Consider the following 25093-nt stretch of genomic DNA (forward strand, 5'->3'; position numbering starts at 1 on the left):
AAATTGTCTATAATTTTAATTCAAAAAAGTAACTTTTTTATAAGTGTCACCACTTCATTATATTTAAACATCTAATTACTAAATTATTGAATTTTCATCTGTCCCCTATCTTGTCCCATAAAATGATTTGGAAGTAGGACCAAATTTGCTTTAAATTTGCCAAAAAGTTTTAGAGAACAAAAACAAGTGTGTATGAAAACAAAGTTTTTTGGTGTATTAATAGTATTAATAAGTTTAGTAGTTGTTCCGGTTTTTTCATCTACTTATTATACAGATGAAGATATTGAATTTATCGGAGGAGACGACGGAGATCTTGTATATCCAACAGATACAGCTCCCGTATATTTAGACGGAACTTTATCCCAAAACAAAATGACAATAGACTGTAATTTCTATTATGATTTAGGGCAAGTAACTTTTAAAATAGAATCACAGCAAGCAAAATCGATTGTTTTAACAGAAAATACAATAGCTTATAAGGGTGGTACTTATACATTAGACATAAGAAACTTAGAAGCAGGAAGTTACAAAATTTCTTGTTATAGTGAAGAGTTGGCAACGCAAGTGGCAAAATTTGAAATAAAGAAATAAAGATATCCCAAGTTGATAATAAGTCAATTTTGTGTTTGCTGTGCCCTTTCCCAAGTGGGGCATGGCAAACTTTTTAAAGAAAATGTCAAGCACTATTTAAATACTCCGGGATAGACCCAAATATCCCTTATTCATCACCACTGGAGTGCCTGCACAACGATTGAATTTTACTCGAATATTTGACCAAGCGATAATCGACAATGTAAATTCAATTTGTTTGTGCAGGTTTTTTATTATTTTTTCCCTATTCTGATACTTTCTTAAAGTATTTTTTGTAAGTTCGTCCATAAGAAAAGTACCATACTCTATGGGGGTTCAACTGTGCGGATCTATCCAAAATAAAATCATAAATTTAAAATGTCTGTTATGAAAAAATGTTTCATCCTTGTCTTTTTAATGGCATTTGTATTCGGCACCTACGGAGAAGAAGCCAGATTATTGAGATTCCCGCACATTCAGGGAAATAAAATCGTATTTTCCTATGCAGGAGACCTGTATACGGTAGACGCTACAGGAGGCACAGCCCGGAAACTAACTTCCGATATCGGTTACGAAATGTTTCCCAGATTTTCTCCCGACGGAAAGTACATAGCCTTTACCGGTCAATACGACGGGAATACGGAAGTATTCGTCATGCCGGCAGAAGGAGGACAACCCAAACGTCTCACTTATACCGCTACTCTTGGAAGAGATGATTTAGGTGATCGGATGGGCCCCAACAACATCGTGATCGGCTGGACGCCAGACAGTAAAAATATATTGTTCCGTTCCCGGCAGTATACCTTTAACGATTTCACGGGACAACTCTTTACTATTCCTGTAGAAGGCGGAGAAGCGACCGAAATTCCGTTGAAAAACGGAGGTTTTGCCTCCTATTCTCCAGATGGGAAGAAATTGGCATACAATTATGTCTTCCGGGAATTCAGAACTTGGAAAAGATACCAAGGAGGAATGGCTGACGATATCCGGATTTTTGATTTCGATACTAAAAAATCAGAAAAAATTACGGACCATATCCGCCAGGATATTATCCCGATGTGGTCGGCCGATGGCAACGAAATTTATTATATTTCCGACCGCGATAATGTGATGAATCTCTACGTTTATAATGTACAGGACAAAAGCACCAAACAACTGACGTTTTCAAAAGATTACGATATCAAATTTCCGGCTATCGGAAAAGATCAGATTGTTTACGAACAAGGAGGATATATTTATAAGTTTGACACTCAAAGTAAACAAATAACCAAAGTTCCTGTAGAAATCGACAACGACCAATTGTATTCCCGCCCTTTGCTAAAAGATGTAAGCGGTCAGATTCGCAATATCGATATTTCTCCCAACGGGGAACGGATATTGCTAACAGCGCGCGGGGATTTATTTTCTGTACCGGCCAAAAAAGGGATTACCTATAACCTGACCAATTCTTCCGATGCCAATGACTTTGCCGGCACCTGGTCGCCCGACGGACAAAAAATAGCTTATATTTCCGATAAAAACGGAGAATTCAATATCTGGATCCGGGATGTATTCACAGGCAAAGAACAAGACCTGACCCAAAATCTGAAAACCTATATTTTCAATATTCTCTGGTCACCCGACAGTAAAAAAATAGCCTGGAACGACAAACAAAATAATTTAAACATTACAGACGTCGCTACAGGTAAAACAGAAACCGTAGAAACATCCGGTATCGGTACCTTCTATAGCTATAACTGGTCGCCCGACAGCAAATACCTGACTTATGTACGTCCGGAGAAAAATACAAATAATCTTATCCTTTATAACCTCGATACCAAAGAGAAACACCAAATTACCGACGGCTGGTACGAAATCAATTCTCCCAACTTCAGTTCCGACGGGAAATACCTGGTATTCTCTTCGGCCCGGACATTCAATCCTACTTATAGCCAAACGGAATGGAACCATGTTTATACCAATATGAATAAAATATATATATTACCTTTAACAGAGGAGGCTCCCATTCCATTTGCTCCGGAAAACGATAACTTAAAACCGGCTCCCCTAGAAAAAGCAGTAAAACCGGAAAATACAAGCAAAAAATCCAAAACGAAACAAATAACCTCTACCGAAAAAGCAGTAGTATATAATTTCGAAAATCTGAACAACCGGGTGATTGAATTGCCTGTACCCGCTTCTTATTACTACAACATAAACATGATCGGACAAAAAGTATATTACAACCGGGGAAGAGAAACACATGTTTATGATTTGGATGCTCAGAAGGAAACAAACTTAAAAGCTTTTATCAGTTTTGGACCGGGTTATAAAAAAGCAATTGCCATGGAAGGCAAAAATATGCAGGTCATCGATATTCCAAATGGTCCGGTCAGTATATCCGAGCCCATTTCTTTGAAAGATGTAAAAAAATACATCGATTTCCATCAGGAATGGATGCAGATTTACAATGAAAGCTGGCGGCAAATGCGTGATTTCTTCTATGCCAGGAATATGCATGGAGTAGATTGGGAAGGGGTACAGGAAAAATACAAAGTATTAGTCCCCTATGTAAATCATAGAACCGACCTGACCTATATTATCGGTGAAATGATCGCAGAATTAAGCGTAGGCCATGCTTATTCTGAAAACGGAGAGCATCCGGAACCGGCCCGTATTTCAATGGGACTATTAGGTGCTAAATTTGAAAAAGATGCTTCCGGCTACTTCCGGGTGAAGAAAATCATTGAAGGAGCCAACTGGGACAAAGCGACCCGTTCGCCACTTACAATGCCAGGGGTCAATGTGAAAGAAGGGGATTATATTATCTCCATTAACGGACAGTCGCTGAAAGATACCGACAATCTTTTTAAATACTTGGTGGATAAGGCCGATAAAACCGTAGAAATGGAAGTAAATACGGTAGCAGATGCCAAAGGGGCCCGGAAGGTACTGGTTGTTCCCTTGGCTGACGAATCGCAACTTTATTACTACAACTGGGTACAAAACAACATCCGGAAAGTCAGCGAAGCCACCCATGGAGAAGTAGGGTATATCCACATTCCGGATATGGGCGTTGCCGGTTTGAATGAATTTGTAAAACACTATTATCCCCAACTCGGCAAAAAGGCTTTGATTATTGACGATCGGGGAAACGGAGGCGGGAATGTATCTCCGATGATTACGGAACGGCTATTGCGTGTACCCACTTTCTACACCATGCACACCAATCAGAAAGAAGGATCTGTGAATCCGGTGGGGACATTCGTAGGGCCGAAAGTATTATTAGTCAATGAATATTCTGCTTCCGACGGAGATTTATTTCCTTATCGTTTTAAATACAATAAATTAGGAACAATCATCGGACACCGTACCTGGGGTGGCGTAGTCGGTTACAGTGGTATGGTACCGGTTGTAGACGGCGGGGCTATCGTAACGCCTTCTTATGCGCCTTTTGCAGTTGACGGAAGCGGTTTTATCATTGAAGGGAGCGGAGTTACTCCTCACCTCGAAATCGACAACGACCCTTATAAAGAATACATGGGAGAAGATGAACAATTAAACAAAGCCATCGAAATTATTCTGGAAAAACTGAAAACAGAAATGCCTCATGAACCGGCCATTCCACCTTTCCCTGACAAATCAGGAAAATAAAACCAAACATTTCGGAAATGTATGAAAAAGATACTTCTTTTTATTGCCTGTAGCCTCCTAATGGGAGGCTTACAGGCACAATCCCTTTTAGAAGTAAAAACATTTACTCTTGACAACGGATTTACAGTCTGGCTGAACGAAGACCATACACAAACCTCCGTTTTTGGAGGAATAGTAGTAAAAGCGGGAGCCAAAGACAGTCCCGGCACCGGTATTCCTCATTATTTCGAACATATCCTGTTCAAGGGAACCGATAAAATCGGTACGACTGATTATGTTTCAGAAAAATTATACCTCGATTCCATTGCTCAGCAATACGACACACTAGCTATAACGGAAAACAAAGCAAAACGCAAAAAGATTCAAAAAGAAATCAACCGTTTGAGTATTGCAGCAGCCGAATATGCCATCCCCAATGAATTCAACACTTTGATCTCTCAATTTGGAGGAAGCGGGCTTAACGCGGTAACCTCTTATGATTATACATTCTATTACAATAGTTTCAACCCTCAATATATTCATCAGTGGCTGGAATTATACAGTGAAAGGTTAATCCATCCGGTATTCCGTTTGTTTCAAAGCGAACTGGAAACCGTTTATGAAGAAAAAAACATGTATGAGGATTCTGACTATACATTAGCTCTTCAAGAAGCGACAAAGCGCTTTTTCACTCCTCATCCTTATCAATATCCCATCATCGGAACCACAGAACACTTGAAAAATCCGCAATTATCGGAGATGCAGGAGTACTATGAAAAATACTATGTAAGTGAGAACATGGCTCTGATTTTAAGCGGAGATTTCAATGCCGAAGAAGTCATCCCTTTAATCCGGGAAAAATTTTCCCGCATAAAGGCCGGTAAAGCGCCTAAAACTGAATTTACAGCCCTTCCTGCTTTTCAAGGGAAAGAAACGGCTGAAATCCGGATTCCCATTCCCATCGTAAAAATGGGAGCCATTGCCTGGAGAGGGATTCCCAATAATTCTCCCGATTATTACGCCCTGAAAATTGCCCTTCAGTTACTGAGCAATAAACATACTACCGGTTATCTGGACCAATTGAGTATAGACAATAAATTGATGGGTGCCGGTATCGATCAACTCAATTTGAACGAAGCTGGAGCAATAGTGCTAATGTTCGTTCCGAAACTTCTCTTTCAGTCCTTCCATAAAGCGCAACAAATTGTCCTCCGGGAAATTGACCGCATTAAAAATGGAGATTTTACGGAAAAAGAACTGGCCAATCTCAAACTAAATCTGAAAATGGAATTTGAAAAAGCACAGGAAATACCCTCCACCAGAGTGACACAAATGGCAGAGTTCTTTACACAAGGTAATAATTGGAACGACTATTTGAAAACCCCGGAAATTATAGAATCCCTTACAAAAGAAGATATTACAAAAGTAGCCAACCAATATTTCACTTCCAACTACTTACTTTTTCGGAAAAAAAATGGTCGTTACCAAAGAGAACGGGTTAGTAAACCGGATTTCGAACCTATAATTCCTCCTCACCGGACAGAAAGCTCGGCCTATGCTCAGAAACTAAAAGAAGAATCAGCTTCTATAGCTGCCGTTCCACCCCGTATATTGGATTTTGAAAAAGACGTGACAACCTTTTCGCTTTCTCCTTTAGTAACCTTATATGCAAAAGAAAATCCAGTCAACAATATTTTTGAATTGACGTTAGCTTATAAAAAAGGAAGTAATATCGACCCCACTCTGTTACTTTTACCCAGTTATCTAAATCTCTTAGGAACAGAAAATCTCTCTTTCAAAGATTTCCGGAACGAACTTCAAAAGATAGGTAGCAATATTGTTTTTGACGGAGACGAAAAATTCTTCTATATTCAAATTTCGGGAATAGATGAAAATTTCGATCAAACTCTCCTGCTGACCAATCAATTATTGGAATACATCAAACCAAACAAGAAACTATTTAAACAAATTCTAAGAGAAGAAAAAATAAGTCGGCTCAGCATAGAAAAAGAGCCGGAAATTACAGGAAGAGCTCTTTATCAATATGTAGTATGGGGAGAGCATTCTCCTCAATTAAAAAATTTATCTCTGCAACAAATTAAAGCCCAAGGAGCAGAGAAATTTGTCGATTTATTTAAAGAACTATTGAAAACAGAATGTGACGTATATTATACTGGGAAATCCTCTGTTCAGGAAGTAGCAAATGCCACAAAGAAATACCTCCTGACAGACGAGGTAACAGAAAAAGGCTATGGTCCTATTTATCATCCGATTAAAACATACGACCGGCCGACTGTATTTTTTATAAATACTTTTTTTACGAACCAAACCATCATATACAGTTACACTCCTTCCAAAACAAATATGAGCGAAGCTTTTCGGGATTCCTGTTTCTTTTTCGACTGCTATTTCGGAATGGGAATGTCGTCTTTGATTTTTCAGGAGCTTCGGGAATTTCGGTCTTTCGCTTATGCTGCTACAGGTTATCACCAAAGCCCCAGTCCTGTCAATTGGGATAAAGGCAATTTCCTAAGCTGCAGGCTCTCTACACAAGCAGACAAGACAATAAATGCTTTAAGTGTTTTGGATTCTTTATTGAAAAATATGCCCGAGAAGCCGGAATTTACGCCTTACGTAAGACAATCGGCACAAAATTATATTCATGACACCTATCCCTATTTTCGTCACCTACCCAGTACAGTTGCTCTAGGGAAGTTTTACGGCTATTCCTCAAATCCCAATCAGGAACTTATTCAAAAAATAAGTGAAATGGATATGACTACGATCCGGCAATTCTATAACAACAACATCAAAAACCAAACAACTTGCTATATTATCGCCGGAGATCCTTCAAGAATTAATATGGAAGCTCTGAAACGCTTTGGAGAATTAAAGATTATAGATAAAAGAGATGTATTTGGTAAGTCTATTAAATAAAAAACAAATTAGTGCTTCCTGACAGAGCAGCGCTTCCCTGATTAACGGAACTAAAATTTTTGATTCCATACAATCCTGAAACAGAGGTCCGTTAATCGGGGAAGCAAAAAAGGAGCATCTTTTGAAAAAGAATGCAATTTTTTCTTATTCTCCTAACCGGCCGATGGCTTTCAGGTATTCGGTTTCACTTAATTGAAGGATAGCCTTGGCATCTACCCATTGGCTCCAGGCATCCTGCCACTGGGCTTGGGCTTCAAGTAAATTGGAAAGGCTTTCCGTCCCTATTTCATATTCTGCCTGACTGATCCGCAAGTTTTCTTTAGCCTGCGCCAACGCATCCCGGCACATTTCAATACGCTTCTGGGCATCTTTGATATTAAAGCGGGTAGAAGCGACTTCCAGCTCCATCAATTGGGCCGATTTTTCCAAATTTAATTGGGTCATTTCCTGTTCTGTCTGGGCTGCCCGAACCTTATTCCTCCCTTCTCCCCAATAAAATACAGGAATTTGTACAGAAGCCATTGCATTTAAAGAAGCGTTAGCATCCGATTTCCCATTCAATTCCAATCCTCCTCCATACCCATATCCTACCGACACTCCGATCTGCGGAAGAAATTCGGAACGGGTAAGTTGAATCTGCTGTTGTTTCAATTCCACCTCTTTTTTTAGCAGATGATAATCAGGACGCTCTGTAATATCCTCTCCTTCCCCTAAAATACCAGGAGTAATGGTTTCCGGCAAAGTATCCCGAATCACTATTTCGGTATGCAGGTCTAAACCGATCAGCCGGCACAAATTCATTCGGGAAAGAACCAAACCGTTCTCTGCTTTTTGCAACATCAACTCGGCCTCATTATATCTGACCTTTACTTTCAATACTTCATTACTCGAAGTCATCCCCACTTCTTCAGCATCCCCAATATTCTGTACCAATTCTCCTACCACCTTCCGGTAGGCCTTAGCAGCCCTGATTTGTTCCTGCACCCGCATCAGTTGCCAATAAGCTTTATCGGTCTCCAGCAATACCTCAGAACGGTTTAAACGCAAATTCTCATCGGCCATCCATTCCCCTGTTTTAGCCATGAGGTGAGCTGTCCGGATTTTACCCCCCATATATACCGGTTGTAAAAGTTGTACTCCTGCCATATAAACTCCTCTTAATCCAACTTTTATGCCGATATCCGGCAAAAAAGCATATTCTTTAAAAACAGGCCGGCCATCTGCTCCCATTACCGGCTGACCCGTTTCAGGGTTTAATAAGACATTCGGCTGTAATTGACCCTGTTCATCCGGTACAAACGTAGGTAAATACCCTCCTTTCAATTTATAAGAATACTTCTCCTGATTGTAAAATCCGAAACCAGAAACAGAAATCTTCGGAAAAAAATCTGCCCTTACCGATTTCGTAGTATAAATGGCTTTCTCTTTATCTTTCCCGGCAATTGCCATCTGTTTACTATTTTCCAATGCCATCTCCCGGCATTGCTGACGGGTAAGTTGCACCTGAGCCATCAGCCGGCCACAGTAACCCCAACTACTGAGCCAAAGAAATAATATAATAATTTTCATCTTCATAACATTACATTCTCTACTCCTCTTGTTTTTTTCTGTCGGATACGATAAAATACGGCATATAATACGGGCAGAATCACCAAAGTGATGATCGTCCCGATAAACAATCCGCCCATAATCGTTACCGCCAGCGCTCCGAACATATCGTCGTTTACCAATGGAATCATCCCCAATATTGTTGTCATGGCTGCCAGTAACACAGGACGCAGACGGGAAGAAGAAGCATCCAATACAGCTAAAAACGGCTCTTTGCCGCCCTGAATCTGAATATTTACCTCGTCCACCAAAACCACTCCGTTTTTAATCATCATACCGACCAATCCCAAGGCTCCGACAATAGCCACAAAACCGAACTCCTTCCCTGCCAACAACATTCCGGCAACAATTCCAATTATCGCCAAAGGCAGACACAACAAAATCATCAAAGGTTTCCTGAAATCTCCGAATAAAGCAATGAGAATCACCAAAACCAAAACAATAGCGATGGGAACATTCTTAAACAAATATTGCTTCGATTGGGTACTGGCCAGATATTCTCCCTGCCATTCCGAATGATATCCCGGAGGCAATTGGATAGAATCGATCTTAGGTAAAAGACTATTCCGGGCTTCAGTAGTCGTAAACCCCGGAGCATTATTACACTGGACGGCTATAGAACGCTGTCCGTTATAACGCCGTACCAAAGGGACTTCCCAAGCCATATCCACTCCGTTTGTGGTCTGATTCAACGGTTTGGAACCGATCAACCCGCTTAAAATTTCATCTTCGGAGATCATACCGAGCATTAATTCCCGAATGGTTTCCATATTCAAACCATTGAGGGAAGGCGTCAAACTCCAAACCGGTATATTATCAATCCGTTCCGGGCGTTCTCCCCTATCGTTCACGCTCTTGATATAAATCGGCAAATCGTGTTCTCCCTCATAATAAGAGCCTATGGGCAGTCCTTCGGTTGCCGCCAGTAAAGCCAAGCTGACATCCTGGCGAGAAAGTCCGGCTTCCCGGGCAATCTGCTGGTGATATCTCACATCCAATACAGGAGTTTCCGGTCCCCAGTTATTGGTAACCAGTATAACGGTCGAATCCCGCCGCATAATATCCTCTACCTGCTTACATAAATTTTTTAAGACGGCAGGATCCGGCCCGGTAATCATAAATTGCACCGGGAAATTCATATACATCAGGTTGTACTGCTTCATCCGGACATAGCCTTGGGGATAATGTTCCGAAAGATACTTCTGCAAATCGTTTATATTTTCCTTTAAAGTAGCGGGAGAAGTAAAATCCACGATCAGCTCTCCATAACTCAAAGCCGGCTCCGCCACCGTCCGAACCAGATTATAACGGGAAGGGGTTCCTCCGAGACTGGTTGTCACGGCTGTAATTTCTGGCCGGCTTATCAGGTAACGTTCCATCGAAGCCAAATCTGCTTTAACCTTTTCCGGATTCGTCCCATAAGGCATCTGATATTCCATATACAGTTGATTATAACTCAGATCCGGAAAAAATCCCTGACGTATAAAACGGAATGCCCAAACGCTGACCAGCAATAAAACAGCCAATATCAAAATGACAATCCAACGGTAGTGTAAAGAAAATTGTAAGATATTCCGGTAAAAACGATATACTTTTCTTTTATACATCACCTCTTCACTCACCGGTTTCCCTTTTACTTTCAGAACCCGGTCCGCCTGTATAGGGACATACGCTAAAGCCAATATCCAACTCAGCCAAAGAGATACCGCCAACACAATAAACAGATCCCGTACATATTCTCCCGTGGTATCCGGAGAAAGAAAAATAGGCAAGAACGTCAGAATTCCGATAGTAGTAGCTCCTAATAAGGGCCAAGCGGTTTTCTTCGTGATATTCACCAGCGCTGCCGGCTTTTTTACTCCTTTCTGCAAATCGAACATAATACCGTCTACAATCACAATGGCATTGTCCACCAGCATTCCCATAGCGATGATAAAAGAAGCCAGGGAAACCCGTTGTAAAGTGCCATGCATCATATGCAGTACAACAAAAGAGCCCAGTACGACAATGACCAGTCCCGCTCCAATAATATAACCGCTCCTGAACCCCATCGACAGCATTACGATAAAAATAACGATCAATACTGATTCTATCAGGTTGACCATAAACACATTTATTGCCTCCTTCACCCGGGTAGGCTGGAAAAACACTTTTTGAAACTCAATCCCGGCCGGGATAATATTTTCTTTCAATTCCGCCAGTTTCTGATCGACTTTCGTACCGAGCTGAATGATATTCCCACCCTTTTGCATGGCGATAGAAATAGCAATAGCAGGGAGAGTATCGTACAGCACTCCTTCCCGGGCCGGTTCGACATATCCTTTGGCGATGTCTGCAATATCTCCAAGGCGAAGTTCGTCCTCCTCATGTCCTCGTATCAACAAATTCCGAATATCATTAATATCGGTAAAGTTTCCGTTTACTCCTACTCGGATCCGTTTTTCTCCACTATTGTAATAACCGGAATAAACCGTTTGATTCTGGTTATTAAGCGTCAGGATCACCTCGGCAGGATGCACACCCAAATTAGCCATCTTGTCCTCCAATATCCGGATATCTATACAGGACTGACGCTCTCCATAAATATCCACACTACTCACTCCGTCTATATCCAAGACGGTTCGTCTCACCAATTGTGCATAATCGATCATTTCCTGGTAACCGAAGCCCTGGGAAGTCATGGCATAAAACATTCCGTATACATCCCCGAAATCGTCCATAACCAAAGAAGGTTGTGCTCCTTTGGGAAGCTGGGATTGTACATTTGCAACTTTGCGGCGTAGGATATCCCAATTTTGCTGCAATTCATCCAATGGTACAGTACTGCTCAACTCCACTAATATTTCCGAAACGTCATCCATAGAACGGGATTCTACATGATCCAGATCGCCCATAGAACGGATAGACTCTTCCAATACGTTGGTCACTTCCAGTTCCACCTGATAAGCATTTGCTCCGGGATAAGCCGTAACAACCATTGCCTGTTTTACAGTAATGGCAGGGTCTTCCAGCTTACTCATCGTCATAAAAGAATAAATCCCTCCGACAACAAGTACCACAACGAAGAAATATACTAAAGCTTTGTTTTTTAATGCATATTCGGTAAAATTCATATCTGAAAATTGAATAGTTAAGAATCAAACGCGGAATTGTATCACAAAAGTTTACCGACATTGGAAGGCGGGACAGGAGGTAACACTCTGACCACCTGTCCTTCTTTCAGATCATTCACTCCGGCAGAAACGATTGATTCTCCGGGACGCAAATCCGATTCCACAATCACTTCCCCATCCTTCAATACCCGTTTCACTTCTACCGGCATCATCTTCACTTTGCCGTCGTTTTCGTCGAAAAGCCATACATAAGAACGGTAATCTCTCCAGAATAAAGCCGATATCGGAATAATAGCTAAATTTTCAGCAGAAGGAGTATATTGAATCGTCACACTGACACTCATGCCTGCGGCCAGATTCAATTTTTGTCTTTGTTCCCGTTTCAACCGAAACCGGGCTTTAAACAATTGGTTAAAATTGGCTTTACGGGTAATATCCAGAAACTCAAGAGGTAAAATATCCTCTGGATAGACATCGGCTACACAATAAAATTCGGCAAAATCTTCCTGACGGATGTAATCCACAGAAGGGATATCGACGCTTACCTCCAGATAATCGTTGTTAATCATAGATAACACGGGAGTTCCCTGATTCACTATTTCATAAGCATCGAAATACTTTTTCTGAATATAACCGTCAAAAGGAGCCCTCAAACGGGTGTCCTCCAGCGCATTTTTTTGTCCGTTATACAAAGCGGACACCCGTTTCAAAGCTGCCACTGCTTTATCGTATTCATTGACGGGAATACTCTTTTTCTGATACAATTGCATGATTCGTTCCGATTCGCCTTTAACTTGTATATATTCGGCTTGGGCAGCATCGTATTGAAGCTGATAATCACGGGGATCCAAACGGGCTAATAATTTCCCTTTTCTGACGTATTCTCCTTCCTGTACATAAATATCCTTAATCGGACCGGCTACCCGAAAAGCCAACTTCACATCGGAAGCCGCCTGTAATTTACCTGGATAAGTAATTTTAAACAATCCCTGATAAGCTTTCACTTCCGAAGTTTTTACCAATTGAGAGATCGTCAAAGGAGCTGTTTTTTGACGGCATGCTCCCCCTATAAATACAAGCCCTACTACTATTACAAGCCGGATAAATGTCTTTTCCATATATCATTCTATCATTTTTACAAAAGCTAAAAGAATAAAACGTTTATATATACTTATCTGAAGGCACAGTTGTTACATTTTAACGACTAAAAAAGACATTTTCAATTCTATAACATTAGTCCAATTATTAATTAAAACTTTTTCTATATTTGTAGTAGGTTATTTTTTTTAACAAGGTTAAATATGCAGCATCTCATCATTTCTTTTTACTTCATAAAAAAAAAGAAGTAGATCACTTCTTTTCACTTTTTGTACAAAAGCCGTATAGAAATACCGACACTCTGTAACAGGTGTTTACAGACATCGCATTTTTCTATCAATCGGCAACAAATATTGTATTGAATTCGTTATCCGGTGTAGATACGACTTTTAATTACTTATATATTATCAACTTGGGAAAAAAACAAAAAATGGAAAGGAAACAAATTGTAGCTGCTTATCTGCGTGTCAGTACAGATAAACAAACGATTCTGAATCAAAAAAGCGAAGTGCTTAATTTTTGTCGGAAGCAGGATATGCAAGTTACGACTTGGTGTACAGAAACCGTCAGCGGCACCAAAAAAGAAAATGAACGTCAGTTGGGAACGTTATTGAAAAGGTTGCAGCAAGGGGATATTCTGATCATCACTGAAGTGTCTCGTTTAAGTCGTAAAATGCTAAACATCATGAACATTATTCATCAGTCTATTGAAAAAGGAATTACCATCCACAGCATTAAAGAAGGATACAAATTCGACACTTCTATCAATAGCCAGGTACTTGCCTTTGCTTTCGGCCTTTGTGCAGAAATTGAACGTACATTGATTTCTCAACGCACCAGAGAAGCTTTGGCGAGAAGGCGGGCTGCTGGTATAAAATTGGGAAGACCGAAAGGAAGTATCAGTACCAGTAAATTATACGAACACATTGACGAAATTTTTCAATTCCGCGCAGAAGGACTCTCTTTTCAAAAAATTGCACGGAAATACAAAGTATCGCCAGAAACCGTCCGGTTATTTTACTTAAGAAATCTGGTAAAAAAAACCAAGAAAATACTTCCAGCTTCGGAAACCCAGCCTAATGAAGCCTCTTCTTAAAGGCAGCATGAAAAAGAGGCTATCCTAAAAAACTTTTTGTACGAACGAATGGCATTCTAAGCCTGATCAACAACATCTTTCTGTTCTTTGATCAGCCCCGGGTTCTAATAGATAAATATAAATCCGGAATTTTAGTCCAAGCCCATCAGTATTACACTGAACCGCTCCAAAAAAGGAACGCTAATCTTCAAAAAGTTAAAATTTTATCTTTAGGGATAGCCTCTTTGCAAAACTTTTAAAAAGTCGCTACTCCGTTAAACGACCTGTAGCTTTTAAGTAATGAGTTTCACTCAAATGTAATTCAGCTTTAGCATCGATCCAATCGCTCCAGGCTTTCTGCCATTGTGCCTGAGCTTCCATATAATTTGTCAGATTTTCCATACCCACCTCGTAGCGATTTTTACTGACTGTCCGATTTTCCTCCGCCTGAAGTAAAGATTTACGGGTCATTTCCACCCGGCTAACCGCATCTTCTACATTGAAACGAGCCCGGGCTGCTTCCAGTTGCATCAATTGCACCATATCTTCTTTCTTCAATTCACTTATTTCCTGTTCAGAGCGGGCCGCTTTTACTTTATTCCGCCCTTCGTTCCAATGAAACACCGGTACTTTTAAAGAAGCAATAGCCATAAAAGACGATATTCCGTCGGATGTACCATTCACCGTAATTCCATCCGTATATCCATAAGAAGCGGAAATCCCCAATTGAGGTAAGAAATCAGAACGAGTTAAATCTACTTGTTTTCTCTTCAATTCAATCTCCTTCTCCAACAGATTATATTCGGGGCGTCCTATAATACCCGGATTCCCCTCCAATACGCCCGGAGTTAAACCGTCCTGTAAAGAATCCCGGATTTGCAAATCACTGTAAAGGTCTATTCCAATTATCCGGCATAAATTCATGCCTGCCAATGTTTCCCCATGTCTGGCTTTTTGCAACATCAACTCCGCCTCATTGTATTTTACCTGTGCTTTCAATAAATCGTTGCGAAAAGCCATTCCCGTCTGATAGGCATCTGTAAGATTCTTTACTAATTCTCCCACGACCTCCTTATATTTTGAAGCAGACAACACCAATTCTTTTACTTTCAGATATTGCCAGTAAGCTTCATCAACCTCTGTAATCACCTCAGCCCGACTATATTTTATATTCAAACGGGCCATATCGACCCCCAGGGAAGCCATACGAAAAGCGGAACGAATTTTTCCTCCCATATACAAGGGCTGTTCCAGAACACCTCCTACCGTATAAGCATGATCCAATCCCAGCGATAAAGCAATATCCGGCATAAAAGCGTATTGGTTAAATACAGGCATGCCGTCCGCTCCGACAACCGGTTTACCGGTAACGGGATGGATCAGATAATTTGGTTTTAACTGCCCGGAAGCATCCGGTACAAAGGTAGGCAAATAGCCTCCGTCAATTTTAAAAGAATAATCTTTTTGCATATAGGCATACATTCCCATAGCCGAAATTTTCGGAAAGAAATTAGCCCGGTAAACTTTTTTATCATAATTTGCCTTTAGAGCTTGCTGACCGGCTATTGCCATTTTCTTACTGTTTTCCAAAGCCATACTCCTGCACTTCTGCAAATCAAGCGCTGTCTGTGCCTGCAAAAAACAAACTTGCAAAAGCAAAAATACTGTCAACAGTGTTTTCATTTTATTTATCTTAAACACATTTATTTACTATTATTCTTGTCTTTTCCCTTTTATATGGGAAAAAAGAGAAAACAATACCGGAATGAACACTAAAGTAATCACCGATCCGATCAATAATCCCGACATAATCGTAACCGCCAGAGAACCGAAAAGGTCATCTCCCAACAAAGGAATCATTCCCACTATAGTCGTCAAGGAAGCCATCATCACCGGGCGGAAACGAGAAGAAGAGGAATCCAGCAACGCTTGATGAGGTTCCTTTCCCGATTGTATCTGTAAGGTAATCTCATCCAATAGGACTACTCCGTTCTTTATCATCATTCCGATCAATCCCAAAGCTCCGACAATAGCAACAAAACCGAAGTCCTTTCCGCTCAGCAGCATCCCGAATACAATTCCAATAATGGCCAAAGGCAAACAGAGTAAAATAATAGCCGGTTTTTTAAAATCCTTAAACAACATGATCAAAATAGCCACCATCAGAATCACAGCCCACGGCAAACTCCGGAAAAGATATTTGGTAGACTCGCTACTGGCTCTATATTCACCTAACCATTGTTTTGAATAACCTTCCGGTAAAGTAATGGTATCGGTTTTTTCCATTAAAGCGGCCCGAACTTCAGCAGCCGTGTGCCCCGGAGCATTATTGCACTGTGCTTTTATAGCCCGTTGCCCGTTATAGCGCCTTACTACCGGATCTTCCCAACAGATTTGAATCCCCCTTGTCGCCTGATTCAAAGGAATTGAACCGATTGTTTCCGACAAAAGCTCCTCTGATTTAATCGTTCCCATTAACAATCCTTTTAATGTCTCCCCACTTATTGCCGCCATAGAAGGCATCATACTCCAGACAGGAATATTATTCAAGGATTCCAGTTTTTCTCCTTTATTATCTACACTTTTGATATAAATAGGCAAAGAATGTGTCCCTTCGTAAAAAGATCCTACAGGCATACCATCGGTAGCCGCTAACATGGAAACTCCGATATCGGAACGGGATAAGCCGGCAGTCCGGGCTACTGGCTGATGATAATCTACCGTCAGCACTGGCTTCATCGGTTCCCAGTCGTTCCGTACCAACATAGCGGAAGGTTCATCCTTCATAATCCGTTCCGCCTTTGCGGACAATTCTTTCAACACAGCCGGATCGGGCCCGGTAAACATCAACTCTACCGGAAACTTCTCGTACATCAGATTATATCGTTTAATCCGCACATAAGCATCCGGAAAATTCTGTGTTAATTCTTCCTGCAGAACTGGAATAGAAGCTTTCAAAGCATCCGGATCTGTATAATCTACAATTAACTCCCCATAACTCATGGATGGTTCTGCTATCGAACGAACTAAATTATAACGGGAAGGAGTGCCTCCTATACTAGTTGTCACATGCGTAATACCCGGGTAACTCAACAAATACTTTTCCACTTTTTCCAGATCGGCTTTCAATCGCTCCGTCCGTGTGCCCTCTGACATACTGTATTCAATATAAAGCTGGGAATAACTCAAATCCGGGAAAAAGCCCTGCGGTATATAGCGGTATAAGTAAACACTTAATCCCAAAAGTAAAACGGTAACGCCTATCGCCAACTTCTTATGCCACAACATATAGGACAATAAAGTCCGGAATTTCCGGTAAATCGGGCTATCGAACAAATCTTTATCTTTCCGGGCCTTCACTTTTAAAAAGCGATCGGCATGCATGGGGATCTGTGTCAAAGCCAATATCCAACTCAACAACAAGGACACCGCCAACACAATAAACAAATCCCTTACATACTCCCCGGTTGTATCAGGTGAAATAAAAATGGGTAAAAAAGCCAGGATAGCTATCAAAGTAGCTCCCAATAATGGCATAGCGGTTTTTTTCACAATATTGACCAAAGCAGCCGGCTTTGGAACACCCCTTTCCAAATCAACCTGAATGCCATCAATGATAACAATGGCATTATCCACCAACATCCCCATGGCAACAATCAAAGCTGCCAACGACACCCGTTGCATGGTCCCGTCAAAAAGATACAAGACCACAAAAGACCCCAATACAATAATCAACAACCCTGCTCCAATAATAGCTCCGCTCCGGAATCCCATTGTCAGCATCAGAATAAGAATCACTACGAATATGGATTCTACCAGATTAACCATAAAAATACCGATTGCATCTCTTACCTGGTCCGGCTGAAAGAATACTTTTTGAAATTCTATTCCCACCGGAATACGGGATTGTTTTAATTGCTCTAATTCCCGATCGACGATTTTTCCCAAGTCGACTACATTCCCCCCTTTTTCCATAGATACTGATACTCCCAAAGCTCTTGCCCCATCGTAACGCATTTGGTTACGCGAAGGAGTATCATACCCCCGGGTGACAGAAGCAATATCTCCCAAGCGCAGCTGGTCCTGTTCATGCCCCTGAATAATCAGATTTTGAATATCTTCTATCGATTTATAATCGTCGCTTACCGCTACCCTGATCCGTTCATCTCCACTGTCAAAATAACCGGGATAAACCGTTTTATTCTGATTATTAAGGGTTGACAAAACCTCTAAAGGATGTACGCCCAGATTGGCCATCTTATCCCGGATAATTTCGATATTGATACAAGGCTTTCTGTCCCCGTATATTTCAACCTTCCGCACTCCTTCAATATCCTGCAATTCCCGTTTTACTAATTGTGCATAATCGATCAGTTCTTCATCTGCTATGCCATCGGTCGTCATGGCATAAAACATACCGTATACGTCCCCAAAATCATCCATTACCACAGAAGGACGAACTCCATCTGGCAAACTGGCCTGAGCATTTGTCACTTTACGCCTCAGCATATCCCATTGTTGTTCCAACTCTTCCGGATTGACTGTACTTTTCATTTCGACGGTAATCTGGGAAACATCGGCTAAAGAACGGGACTGAATGTTATCAATTTCTCCCATCGAACGAATCGACTTTTCCAATACATCTGTGACCTCTAATTCTACTTTATGGGCAGAAGCTCCCGGATAAACCGTAATCACCATCGCCTGCTTGACCTTGATCTCGGGATCTTCCAGTTTACTCATCGATAGAAAAGCAAAAATTCCGCCTACCACCAAAACGGCGATAAAAAATTTCATCAAAGCTCTATTGTTCAGGGCATATTCCGTTATTGTCATTCTCTTACCTTTTAATTAAAACATTATCCTGCCGAAATCCCTAAATTCTCTTCTACAGTAAATATCTCTTTCTTTTTCTGATTCACAACAAGCCTCCTACATTTGTCTTCGACAGGGGCCTCAACATCTTTACTTTCATACCTTCCTCCAAACTATGCACACCAGCCGACACAATAATTTCTCCGGCATTTAAACCTTTATAGATCACAGCTTCCCCGGTTTTCAAAAACTTTCCTGTTTTTACAGCACGCCGGTGCACTTCTCCTGTACGAGCATCATATATCCAGACGGCGGATTCTCCTTCATACTCGAAAAGAGCACTCACTGGCACAGAGGTTAAGGTCACCTCGTCCGGCGTATATTCGATCGTCACATTAACGCTCATACCTGCAGCGATATCCACTCCTGAAACAGTTCGCAACCTCAGCCGCATCCGATAAAGCTGGTTTAAATTTGCCTTGCGGGTAATCTCGATGAGCTCCAAAGGAAAAACTTTTCCCGGAAAAACATCAAAGGTGCAGGAAAAAGCTTTAAAATACGGTTGACGGACATAATCACTGGAAGGAATATCTATCTCTACTTCGAAATAACTATTATTAATCATCGAAATCACCGGCATACCGGCACTTACCGTTTCATGTGCATCAAAATATTTTTTCTGGATATACCCGTCGAAAGGGGCCAGCATCCGCGTATCCTGAAGAGCATTTTGATGAGCCTTATATTTAGCCGTAATCTGCTGAAGCCCGGAAACAGCTTTGTCGTAATCATTTACCGGTACGCTATTGCGTTTATAAAGCTCTATTACCCGCTCGGCTTCAGCCTTAACCTGTTTGTACTCCGCCTCCGTAGCCGAAAATTGCACTTCGTAATCCCGGGGATCGATTTCTGCAATCAATTCTCCCTTTCTCACGAAAGCTCCTGCTTCCGCCGGTATACGCAAGATAGGTCCGGCTACCCGGAATGATAAATTAACATCCGAAGCCGGTTTTACCTTTCCCGGATAAGTAATATACAACTCGTCCTGATAATTTTTTACCACTTCTGTTTTTACTGTAACAGTCGTGTCTTTTACAGCTTTATCCGAATGACAAGCCACACCCAAAACAGACATACCCAGAAGAAAATAATAAAAATGACATTTCATATGATTATAATTTTATTTCCAGCTGTCATACAAAATTCCCTTTTCCTGATTATTTTTTCAGAGTTAAAACACAAGGGAATTTCCTATACACACCTTTTAAAACCACTACACTTTCCGGATTTTAAATCCCAAAGTCCCGCTTATTTAAAATCACGAGCGAAAAGAAAAATTATCGCTGGGAACATCCTGTTGCACACTTAAAAATTTCCGTTCCTCCTCTACGGCCTACTTAACCTTCAGACGACGCGACTTTAAAATTCTTATTTCCCGATCATACAATAAATATGCCAAAAGAAAATAAAAAGCGGTTAATACCCACAAACTATTAAATTCACGGCTTACCTCTCCGAAGGTAGCTCCCAAACTATTGATTTTCACATAACCTTCGATACCGTAAGTGGAAGGAAAAACTTTCGAAAAAGCGACCCAATAATCCGGTATAGAAGTAACAGGCCAGGAAATACCTGAAATAAACATCAAGGGAACAGAAGTAAAGACAAAAATCAAAAAAGGGGTCTCCCGTTCCTTGCATAAAAAAGAAAGGGTCATGGCAAAGAAAATACAAGCCAACAAAAAAGGTAAAATAAACAAGAAAAAATCCCATTTTTCACCGATACGAGTCAAATTAAACATTCCGGGGACTACGACAAAAATCCATATAGCAACAAAAGCATAAATCGGCAGATAAGCCAAAGCCTTTCCCATTACGACCGGGAAGGGATGCTCATAGTGCACATTGAAGGGCAACATCGCCCGAAAGCGGTTGCGGTCCCGCCCCGTTCCGGCTATAGTTCCTACTCCCAGCAACAAAGATTGCTGTATCACCAATATCAGAATCGCAGGAATAATAAAAGTTGCATATCCGCTTTGGGGATTAAACAATTTAACCTCTGTCATCTGGACAGGAGCAACAGTCTGCTCTTGTCGGACAGGAGAAGCATAAGGTAAACCTTCCAATTGAACAATCCTTCCCATCCCGACAGCCACATTACTGGCAGCCTGCAACAAAGCTTTATAATTCAACAAGCCTCCCATATCACAATAGAGAGAAACGTGAGCCTGTTCTCCGTTTATAGGCCGATGACTAAAATCGGCCGGTATTTCCAATATCCCATAGATTTGTTTTTTCCACAATAAACGGCGGGCTTCTTCCATATCGGCACAACGGGCCACAACATCCACCCCTGAAGAAGCATTCCAGGCCCGGATAAATGCGCGGCTTTCATAAGAATTGTCCCGGTCGACAACGGCTACAGGCACTTTAAATACTCCCTCATTACTATAAATATAAGTATATAGGACCGGATAGAACAGGGGAAGAGCTACAAAAAAAGTAAGTACAGCACTATCTGCGGCAACTGCTTTCAGTTCCTTTTTCCATACATACCAAATATTATAAATTATCTTCTTCATCTTTTCTGTTCCTTCACAAGGATTTCCTTTCCTCAGGATAAATACACATTTCTCACAAATTGCGCCTTCAAGCGGGATAAAACCAAAACCGGCAATAGGATAAATATTCCCAAAGCTACATAAGACGACCACGAATATTCCATCGGAATTCCGTTTAAAGCTTGATCGACATAGAGCAAAAAGTAATGCCGCATGGGAAAAAGATTGGCAAACCATTGCATCGGCTCGGGCATAGAACGTACCGGAAAAGTAAAACCGCTAATCGAAAAAGAAAGTACGGCCCAAAGTGCACAACTACTCAGTGCCAACCGGTTGCGAGGAAAGATCCCCACCATCAACAAAGCAAATCCCTGAGAAGCAGCAATTAATAAAAACATAGCTAAAAACATGGGAAAAAATCCGCTGTTCAAAGGGAAATGTAAAAAACGATATAACAACACCAGACAAAAAGTCCCGGTTATCAAAAATAATAACAACTGTGTTATTCCTTTCCCTGCTATAGCGACTCCTATAGAATGCCGGCTAAGTCTCATCCATTCGCATGCCGTTCCCCTCTTCAATTCTTCTCCTATACTGAATACCAGGGTGAACATAGCAAACATACTGATAAAGGCAGGCATTAAAATATTAGATAAATATATAGCATAACTCAACCAAGGGTTATTCAAAGGGTGTATGTCTACCGCTACCGGGTTCAGGCGGGCAGAAAGCTGAGGCTCTGTCATCCCTTTTGCCTGTAAAAGTGCCCGTTGAACGGCCCCGTTAGCCAATGCCGCCTGTAAACGCATATCCTTATATATCAAAGAACCCGGCAAAATATAAGAATCGTTTGTATAAAAAGAAAGCACTGGCTCCTTTCCGGAAGAAGCATCCCGCTGAAAATGAGCAGGGATAAGAAATATTCCATAGATTTTTCCTTCCTGCATAGCTTTCCGGGCTTCCGTAAAATTCTCTGCTTTCATGACAATTTCCGTTTGCCCGAAAGCATCCAAAGAACGGGTCAAAGAACGAGATACGGAAGTGTTATCCAGGTCCACAACGGCTACCGGTAAATTTACAGGTACTCCTCCTTTGAATAAATCGGCAAAAAAGAGAAAGCACAAAACCGGAGCTATTACAATCATAAAGAGATAAATCCGGCGAAAAGCCAACTGCCTTATTTCCCGTTTCATTATGGTAATCAGTCCCATTTTCAATTTCGGATTAATATCGGATAACAGATTCTCTATTCTTCAAAAGATATCGTCCTCAGTCAGGCATTTTATCTTTTTTTCAATACGCTCATTCCAGGACGGAAACCTTCCACCTTTTCTGTAGGGACGGCTTTCACCTCGAAGGTCTTAGCATCAAACTGTCCGGTTGTTTTGGTCGCCCTCCAGGCAGCATAACTTCCCCTATCCTTCATATAGGTCACCTTTAAAGTCACTTCGCGATTGTCCAAAGCAGGAATAACAGCCGTAAAAGTTTCCCCCATCCGGATATCTCCCAACAAATCTTCGCGAATATTGAACGACACCCACATATCCTCCAGATCCATTACATCCATAATAGGAGCACCTGTTCCCACCAATTCTCCGACTTTAGGGTAACGTTCGGAAATTTCTCCGTCGATAGGAGATACCAGAAAAGTTTCATTGATATAAGACTCCACTTCCGCAACAGCTCCACGGGCCCGGTTTACCTGTGCTTCCGCTGCCAGTTTATCCTCCCGTTGAGCTCCGTTTTTCGCCATCTCATACTGAGCATGAGCAGCCTTTTCGGTAGCTTGCATCGCCCTATAGTTTGCTTCGGCTTCATCCCGTTTTTGCGCAGATACCACCTCATTTTCAAACAAGGATTGCACCCGTTCATACGATTTACGGGCAATCTCAAGAGCTGCTAGCGCCTTTTGCCAATTTTGGTAAGCCATAGATAACTGTTCGGAACGCGATCCTTTGTCCACTTTTTCATTCATCGCCCGGGCTGCTTTTTCTGCAGCCATTGCCTGTTCAAATTTGGCTAACACTTCCGGGCTATCCAAAATGACCAAAGTATCCCCTTTACGTACCGGCTCTCCTTCATTTGCCCTGAATTCTTCAATACGTCCGGGCACCTTCCCGGAAATTCTCACCACCGTTGCTTCTGCTTCTCCTTGAATCACTTCCGGTAAGGGATTCCAAAAAATAAAAGCAAGGATCACGACGAACAATACGAGCCCGATGACCCCCAAAAATACGGCTAACTTATTTTTTTCTTTCTTTTCCATCCTATTTGAATATAATTCATTATGTATTAATTCTCTTGTCCTAAAATACCATAAGCTTTTTGTAAATAAACTTCACATAATTTCATTTCTATACGGGAATCGATAAGCTCGGCATGGGCTGACAACCAAGCAGCCTGAGCTTCCAACACATTGGACACCGGAATAGTACCTTCCTGAAAGCCGAGGTTCGCCAATTTCAGATTTTCATCCGCCCTTTCCAGATTATTCCCAGCCATTTCCAGTTTTTTAGCCACTTCTTTTATTTTAAATTCCGACTGCCTGACCTGCAACTCAATTTGTTCTTTCGCTTCCAACAAACGATATTCCATAATACCTGTCTGAGCGCGGGCATTTCTCAAACTCTTACGGGAAGCTCCCCAATGAAAAATAGGAGCTTTTACGCCAATACCCACACTCCACATGCCGTCGAACTTGGTGCTGATTCCATCGAAAAAAGAAGGAGCCATCGTCAGGTAATTTGCTGTTAAAGCCACTGTGGGTAAATATTGGGAAAGAGCTATTTTCTCTTTTTTCTTATACATCTGGGTAGCCAACTCCAGACCGATCACTTCCGGACGTTTTGCATAAACCTGTTCCAAAGGCAACTGTTCAATATTTGGCAATCCGTTTCCTTCTATATTTTCGTCCCTTAACGGAAAAATCGTATCGGTACTCAAACCACATACCTGATTCAAGCGCATACGGGAGAGGCTTAAACCGTCTTCCACCCGCAACTGCTGCATTTCAGCTTCATTTAACTTTACTCTTACAGAAAGTACATCGGCTTTCGTGGACAATCCGGTTTTATACATTAAATCGATATCGTGTTCAAACTTTTTCAGAGCCTCCACATATTTTTCAGCCAACTTTTTACGATTGATAAGAGAAACGACCTGCCAATAAGCTTCATCGGCCGTTTCGATCACATTTTGAAGTTCCAGTTCCCGCTTACTGTATGCCAATTGCAAGGAAAGTCCCGCCAGATGATTATAAGCCCGTATTTTACCACCCATATATACAGCTTGTGTCAACCCCAACTGTAAGAGAGCCGTATTCCGGTCGTCAACCGTCATCGCCTCTTTCGGTAACAAGGCATAATCTTTCGGCACCGGCTGTCCGTTTACAATCTGTACCTGATCGGGCCTAGGCTTCCAAGTTCCCTCCTGAATAGCCCCCACCGGCAAATAAGCATCCTGTTCCAGTAAATGAATCTTTTTTTGATTCCGCATATAAACCCCTGTCGCATCTACCCCCGGAAGATACTTCGTAAAGGCTTCCTCCTTTTGTGCCAAACCCGCCAAAATTTCTTCATCGGCTATTTTCAATCTCTTATTATTCTCTATAGCCAGATTCCGGCAATCCTGCAAACTGAACCCCGTCTGAGCCTTTATACTCAAACCGGACAATAATAAAACCGTACAGAAAAATACTCTTATCAT

Annotated in this window: 14 protein-coding genes; 4 read left to right on the forward strand and 10 right to left on the reverse strand. The window is 41.4% G+C overall.

Features of this window, described 5'->3' with window-relative positions:
* Positions 1-192: 192 nt before the first annotated feature.
* From HMPREF9449_RS11510 to HMPREF9449_RS11520, 3 genes are all read left to right on the forward strand, one after another.
* A complete protein-coding gene (locus HMPREF9449_RS11510; RefSeq protein ID WP_009137439.1) occupies positions 193-591 on the forward strand; it encodes a DUF3244 domain-containing protein in 399 nt (132 codons plus the stop codon).
* A 366-nt stretch (positions 592-957) separates the two neighbouring features.
* Positions 958-4203 (forward strand): S41 family peptidase, encoded by a 3246-nt coding sequence (locus tag HMPREF9449_RS11515; RefSeq protein WP_009137440.1) that lies wholly within the window; start codon positions 958-960, stop codon positions 4201-4203.
* A 21-nt stretch (positions 4204-4224) separates the two neighbouring features.
* Positions 4225-7119 carry a M16 family metallopeptidase gene (locus tag HMPREF9449_RS11520; RefSeq protein ID WP_009137441.1) on the forward strand — a complete coding sequence of 965 codons (2895 nt, stop codon included), beginning with the start codon at positions 4225-4227 and terminating at the stop codon, positions 7117-7119.
* A gap of 144 nt (positions 7120-7263) precedes the next feature.
* Here the strand turns inward: HMPREF9449_RS11520 and HMPREF9449_RS11525 are convergent, their stop codons facing one another.
* Genes HMPREF9449_RS11525 through HMPREF9449_RS11535 form a run of 3 tightly spaced genes read right to left on the reverse strand, consistent with a single transcriptional unit; the run spans position 7264 to position 12958 of the window.
* On the reverse strand, positions 7264-8688 hold the full coding sequence (locus HMPREF9449_RS11525; RefSeq protein ID WP_009137442.1) for a TolC family protein: 1425 nt from the start codon (positions 8686-8688) through the stop codon (positions 7264-7266).
* A 2-nt stretch (positions 8689-8690) separates the two neighbouring features.
* On the reverse strand, positions 8691-11840 hold the full coding sequence (locus HMPREF9449_RS11530) for an efflux RND transporter permease subunit (RefSeq protein ID WP_009137443.1): 3150 nt from the start codon (positions 11838-11840) through the stop codon (positions 8691-8693).
* Positions 11841-11881: 41 nt separating this feature from the next.
* Positions 11882-12958 carry an efflux RND transporter periplasmic adaptor subunit gene (locus HMPREF9449_RS11535; protein ID WP_009137444.1) on the reverse strand — a complete coding sequence of 359 codons (1077 nt, stop codon included), beginning with the start codon at positions 12956-12958 and terminating at the stop codon, positions 11882-11884.
* 410 nt (positions 12959-13368) lie between these two features.
* Here HMPREF9449_RS11535 and HMPREF9449_RS11540 point away from each other — a divergent pair, with 410 nt between their 5' ends.
* Positions 13369-14034 (forward strand): recombinase family protein, encoded by a 666-nt coding sequence (locus tag HMPREF9449_RS11540; RefSeq protein ID WP_009137445.1) that lies wholly within the window; start codon positions 13369-13371, stop codon positions 14032-14034.
* A 246-nt stretch (positions 14035-14280) separates the two neighbouring features.
* On the opposite strand, the gene HMPREF9449_RS11545 is transcribed toward HMPREF9449_RS11540, so the two are convergent.
* The 7 genes from HMPREF9449_RS11545 to HMPREF9449_RS11580 form a co-directional block, all read right to left on the reverse strand.
* The gene (locus HMPREF9449_RS11545) at positions 14281-15696 is read right to left on the reverse strand and encodes a TolC family protein (RefSeq protein WP_009137446.1); all 1416 of its coding nucleotides are present in this window, start codon (positions 15694-15696) and stop codon (positions 14281-14283) included.
* A gap of 30 nt (positions 15697-15726) precedes the next feature.
* The gene (locus HMPREF9449_RS11550) at positions 15727-18849 is read right to left on the reverse strand and encodes an efflux RND transporter permease subunit (protein WP_009137447.1); all 3123 of its coding nucleotides are present in this window, start codon (positions 18847-18849) and stop codon (positions 15727-15729) included.
* A gap of 82 nt (positions 18850-18931) precedes the next feature.
* Positions 18932-19996, reverse strand: a complete 1065-nt coding sequence (locus tag HMPREF9449_RS11555) for an efflux RND transporter periplasmic adaptor subunit (protein WP_009137448.1) — start codon at positions 19994-19996, stop codon at positions 18932-18934.
* Between the two features lie 225 nt (positions 19997-20221).
* Positions 20222-21409 (reverse strand): ABC transporter permease, encoded by a 1188-nt coding sequence (locus HMPREF9449_RS11565; protein WP_009137449.1) that lies wholly within the window; start codon positions 21407-21409, stop codon positions 20222-20224.
* A gap of 32 nt (positions 21410-21441) precedes the next feature.
* Complete coding sequence (locus HMPREF9449_RS11570) at positions 21442-22599, reverse strand: ABC transporter permease (protein ID WP_009137450.1); 1158 nt, start codon at positions 22597-22599, stop codon at positions 21442-21444.
* 71 nt (positions 22600-22670) lie between these two features.
* Positions 22671-23654: an HlyD family secretion protein gene (locus tag HMPREF9449_RS11575; RefSeq protein WP_009137451.1), complete on the reverse strand. Its 984-nt coding sequence runs from the start codon at positions 23652-23654 to the stop codon at positions 22671-22673.
* A 26-nt stretch (positions 23655-23680) separates the two neighbouring features.
* Entirely contained in the window at positions 23681-25093 is a 1413-nt protein-coding gene (locus HMPREF9449_RS11580; protein ID WP_009137452.1) for a TolC family protein, read from the reverse strand.

The sequence above is a fragment of the Odoribacter laneus YIT 12061 genome (genome assembly GCF_000243215.1).
Lineage (GTDB): Bacteria > Bacteroidota > Bacteroidia > Bacteroidales > Marinifilaceae > Culturomica > Culturomica lanea.

What these genes read in the sequence shown, in the direction of transcription:
- HMPREF9449_RS11510 (WP_009137439.1), top strand. Translation starts at nt 193, where the DNA reads ATGAAAACAAAGTTTTTTGGTGTATTAATAGTATTAATAAGTTTAGTA.
- HMPREF9449_RS11515 (WP_009137440.1), top strand. Translation starts at nt 958, where the DNA reads ATGAAAAAATGTTTCATCCTTGTCTTTTTAATGGCATTTGTATTCGGC.
- HMPREF9449_RS11520 (WP_009137441.1), top strand. Translation starts at nt 4,225, where the DNA reads ATGAAAAAGATACTTCTTTTTATTGCCTGTAGCCTCCTAATGGGAGGC.
- HMPREF9449_RS11525 (WP_009137442.1), bottom strand. Translation starts at nt 8,688, where the DNA reads ATGAAAATTATTATATTATTTCTTTGGCTCAGTAGTTGGGGTTACTGT.
- HMPREF9449_RS11530 (WP_009137443.1), bottom strand. Translation starts at nt 11,840, where the DNA reads ATGAATTTTACCGAATATGCATTAAAAAACAAAGCTTTAGTATATTTC.
- HMPREF9449_RS11535 (WP_009137444.1), bottom strand. Translation starts at nt 12,958, where the DNA reads ATGGAAAAGACATTTATCCGGCTTGTAATAGTAGTAGGGCTTGTATTT.
- HMPREF9449_RS11540 (WP_009137445.1), top strand. Translation starts at nt 13,369, where the DNA reads ATGGAAAGGAAACAAATTGTAGCTGCTTATCTGCGTGTCAGTACAGAT.
- HMPREF9449_RS11545 (WP_009137446.1), bottom strand. Translation starts at nt 15,696, where the DNA reads ATGAAAACACTGTTGACAGTATTTTTGCTTTTGCAAGTTTGTTTTTTG.
- HMPREF9449_RS11550 (WP_009137447.1), bottom strand. Translation starts at nt 18,849, where the DNA reads ATGACAATAACGGAATATGCCCTGAACAATAGAGCTTTGATGAAATTT.
- HMPREF9449_RS11555 (WP_009137448.1), bottom strand. Translation starts at nt 19,996, where the DNA reads ATGAAATGTCATTTTTATTATTTTCTTCTGGGTATGTCTGTTTTGGGT.
- HMPREF9449_RS11565 (WP_009137449.1), bottom strand. Translation starts at nt 21,409, where the DNA reads ATGAAGAAGATAATTTATAATATTTGGTATGTATGGAAAAAGGAACTG.
- HMPREF9449_RS11570 (WP_009137450.1), bottom strand. Translation starts at nt 22,599, where the DNA reads ATGGGACTGATTACCATAATGAAACGGGAAATAAGGCAGTTGGCTTTT.
- HMPREF9449_RS11575 (WP_009137451.1), bottom strand. Translation starts at nt 23,654, where the DNA reads ATGGAAAAGAAAGAAAAAAATAAGTTAGCCGTATTTTTGGGGGTCATC.
- HMPREF9449_RS11580 (WP_009137452.1), bottom strand. Translation starts at nt 25,093, where the DNA reads ATGATAAGAGTATTTTTCTGTACGGTTTTATTATTGTCCGGTTTGAGT.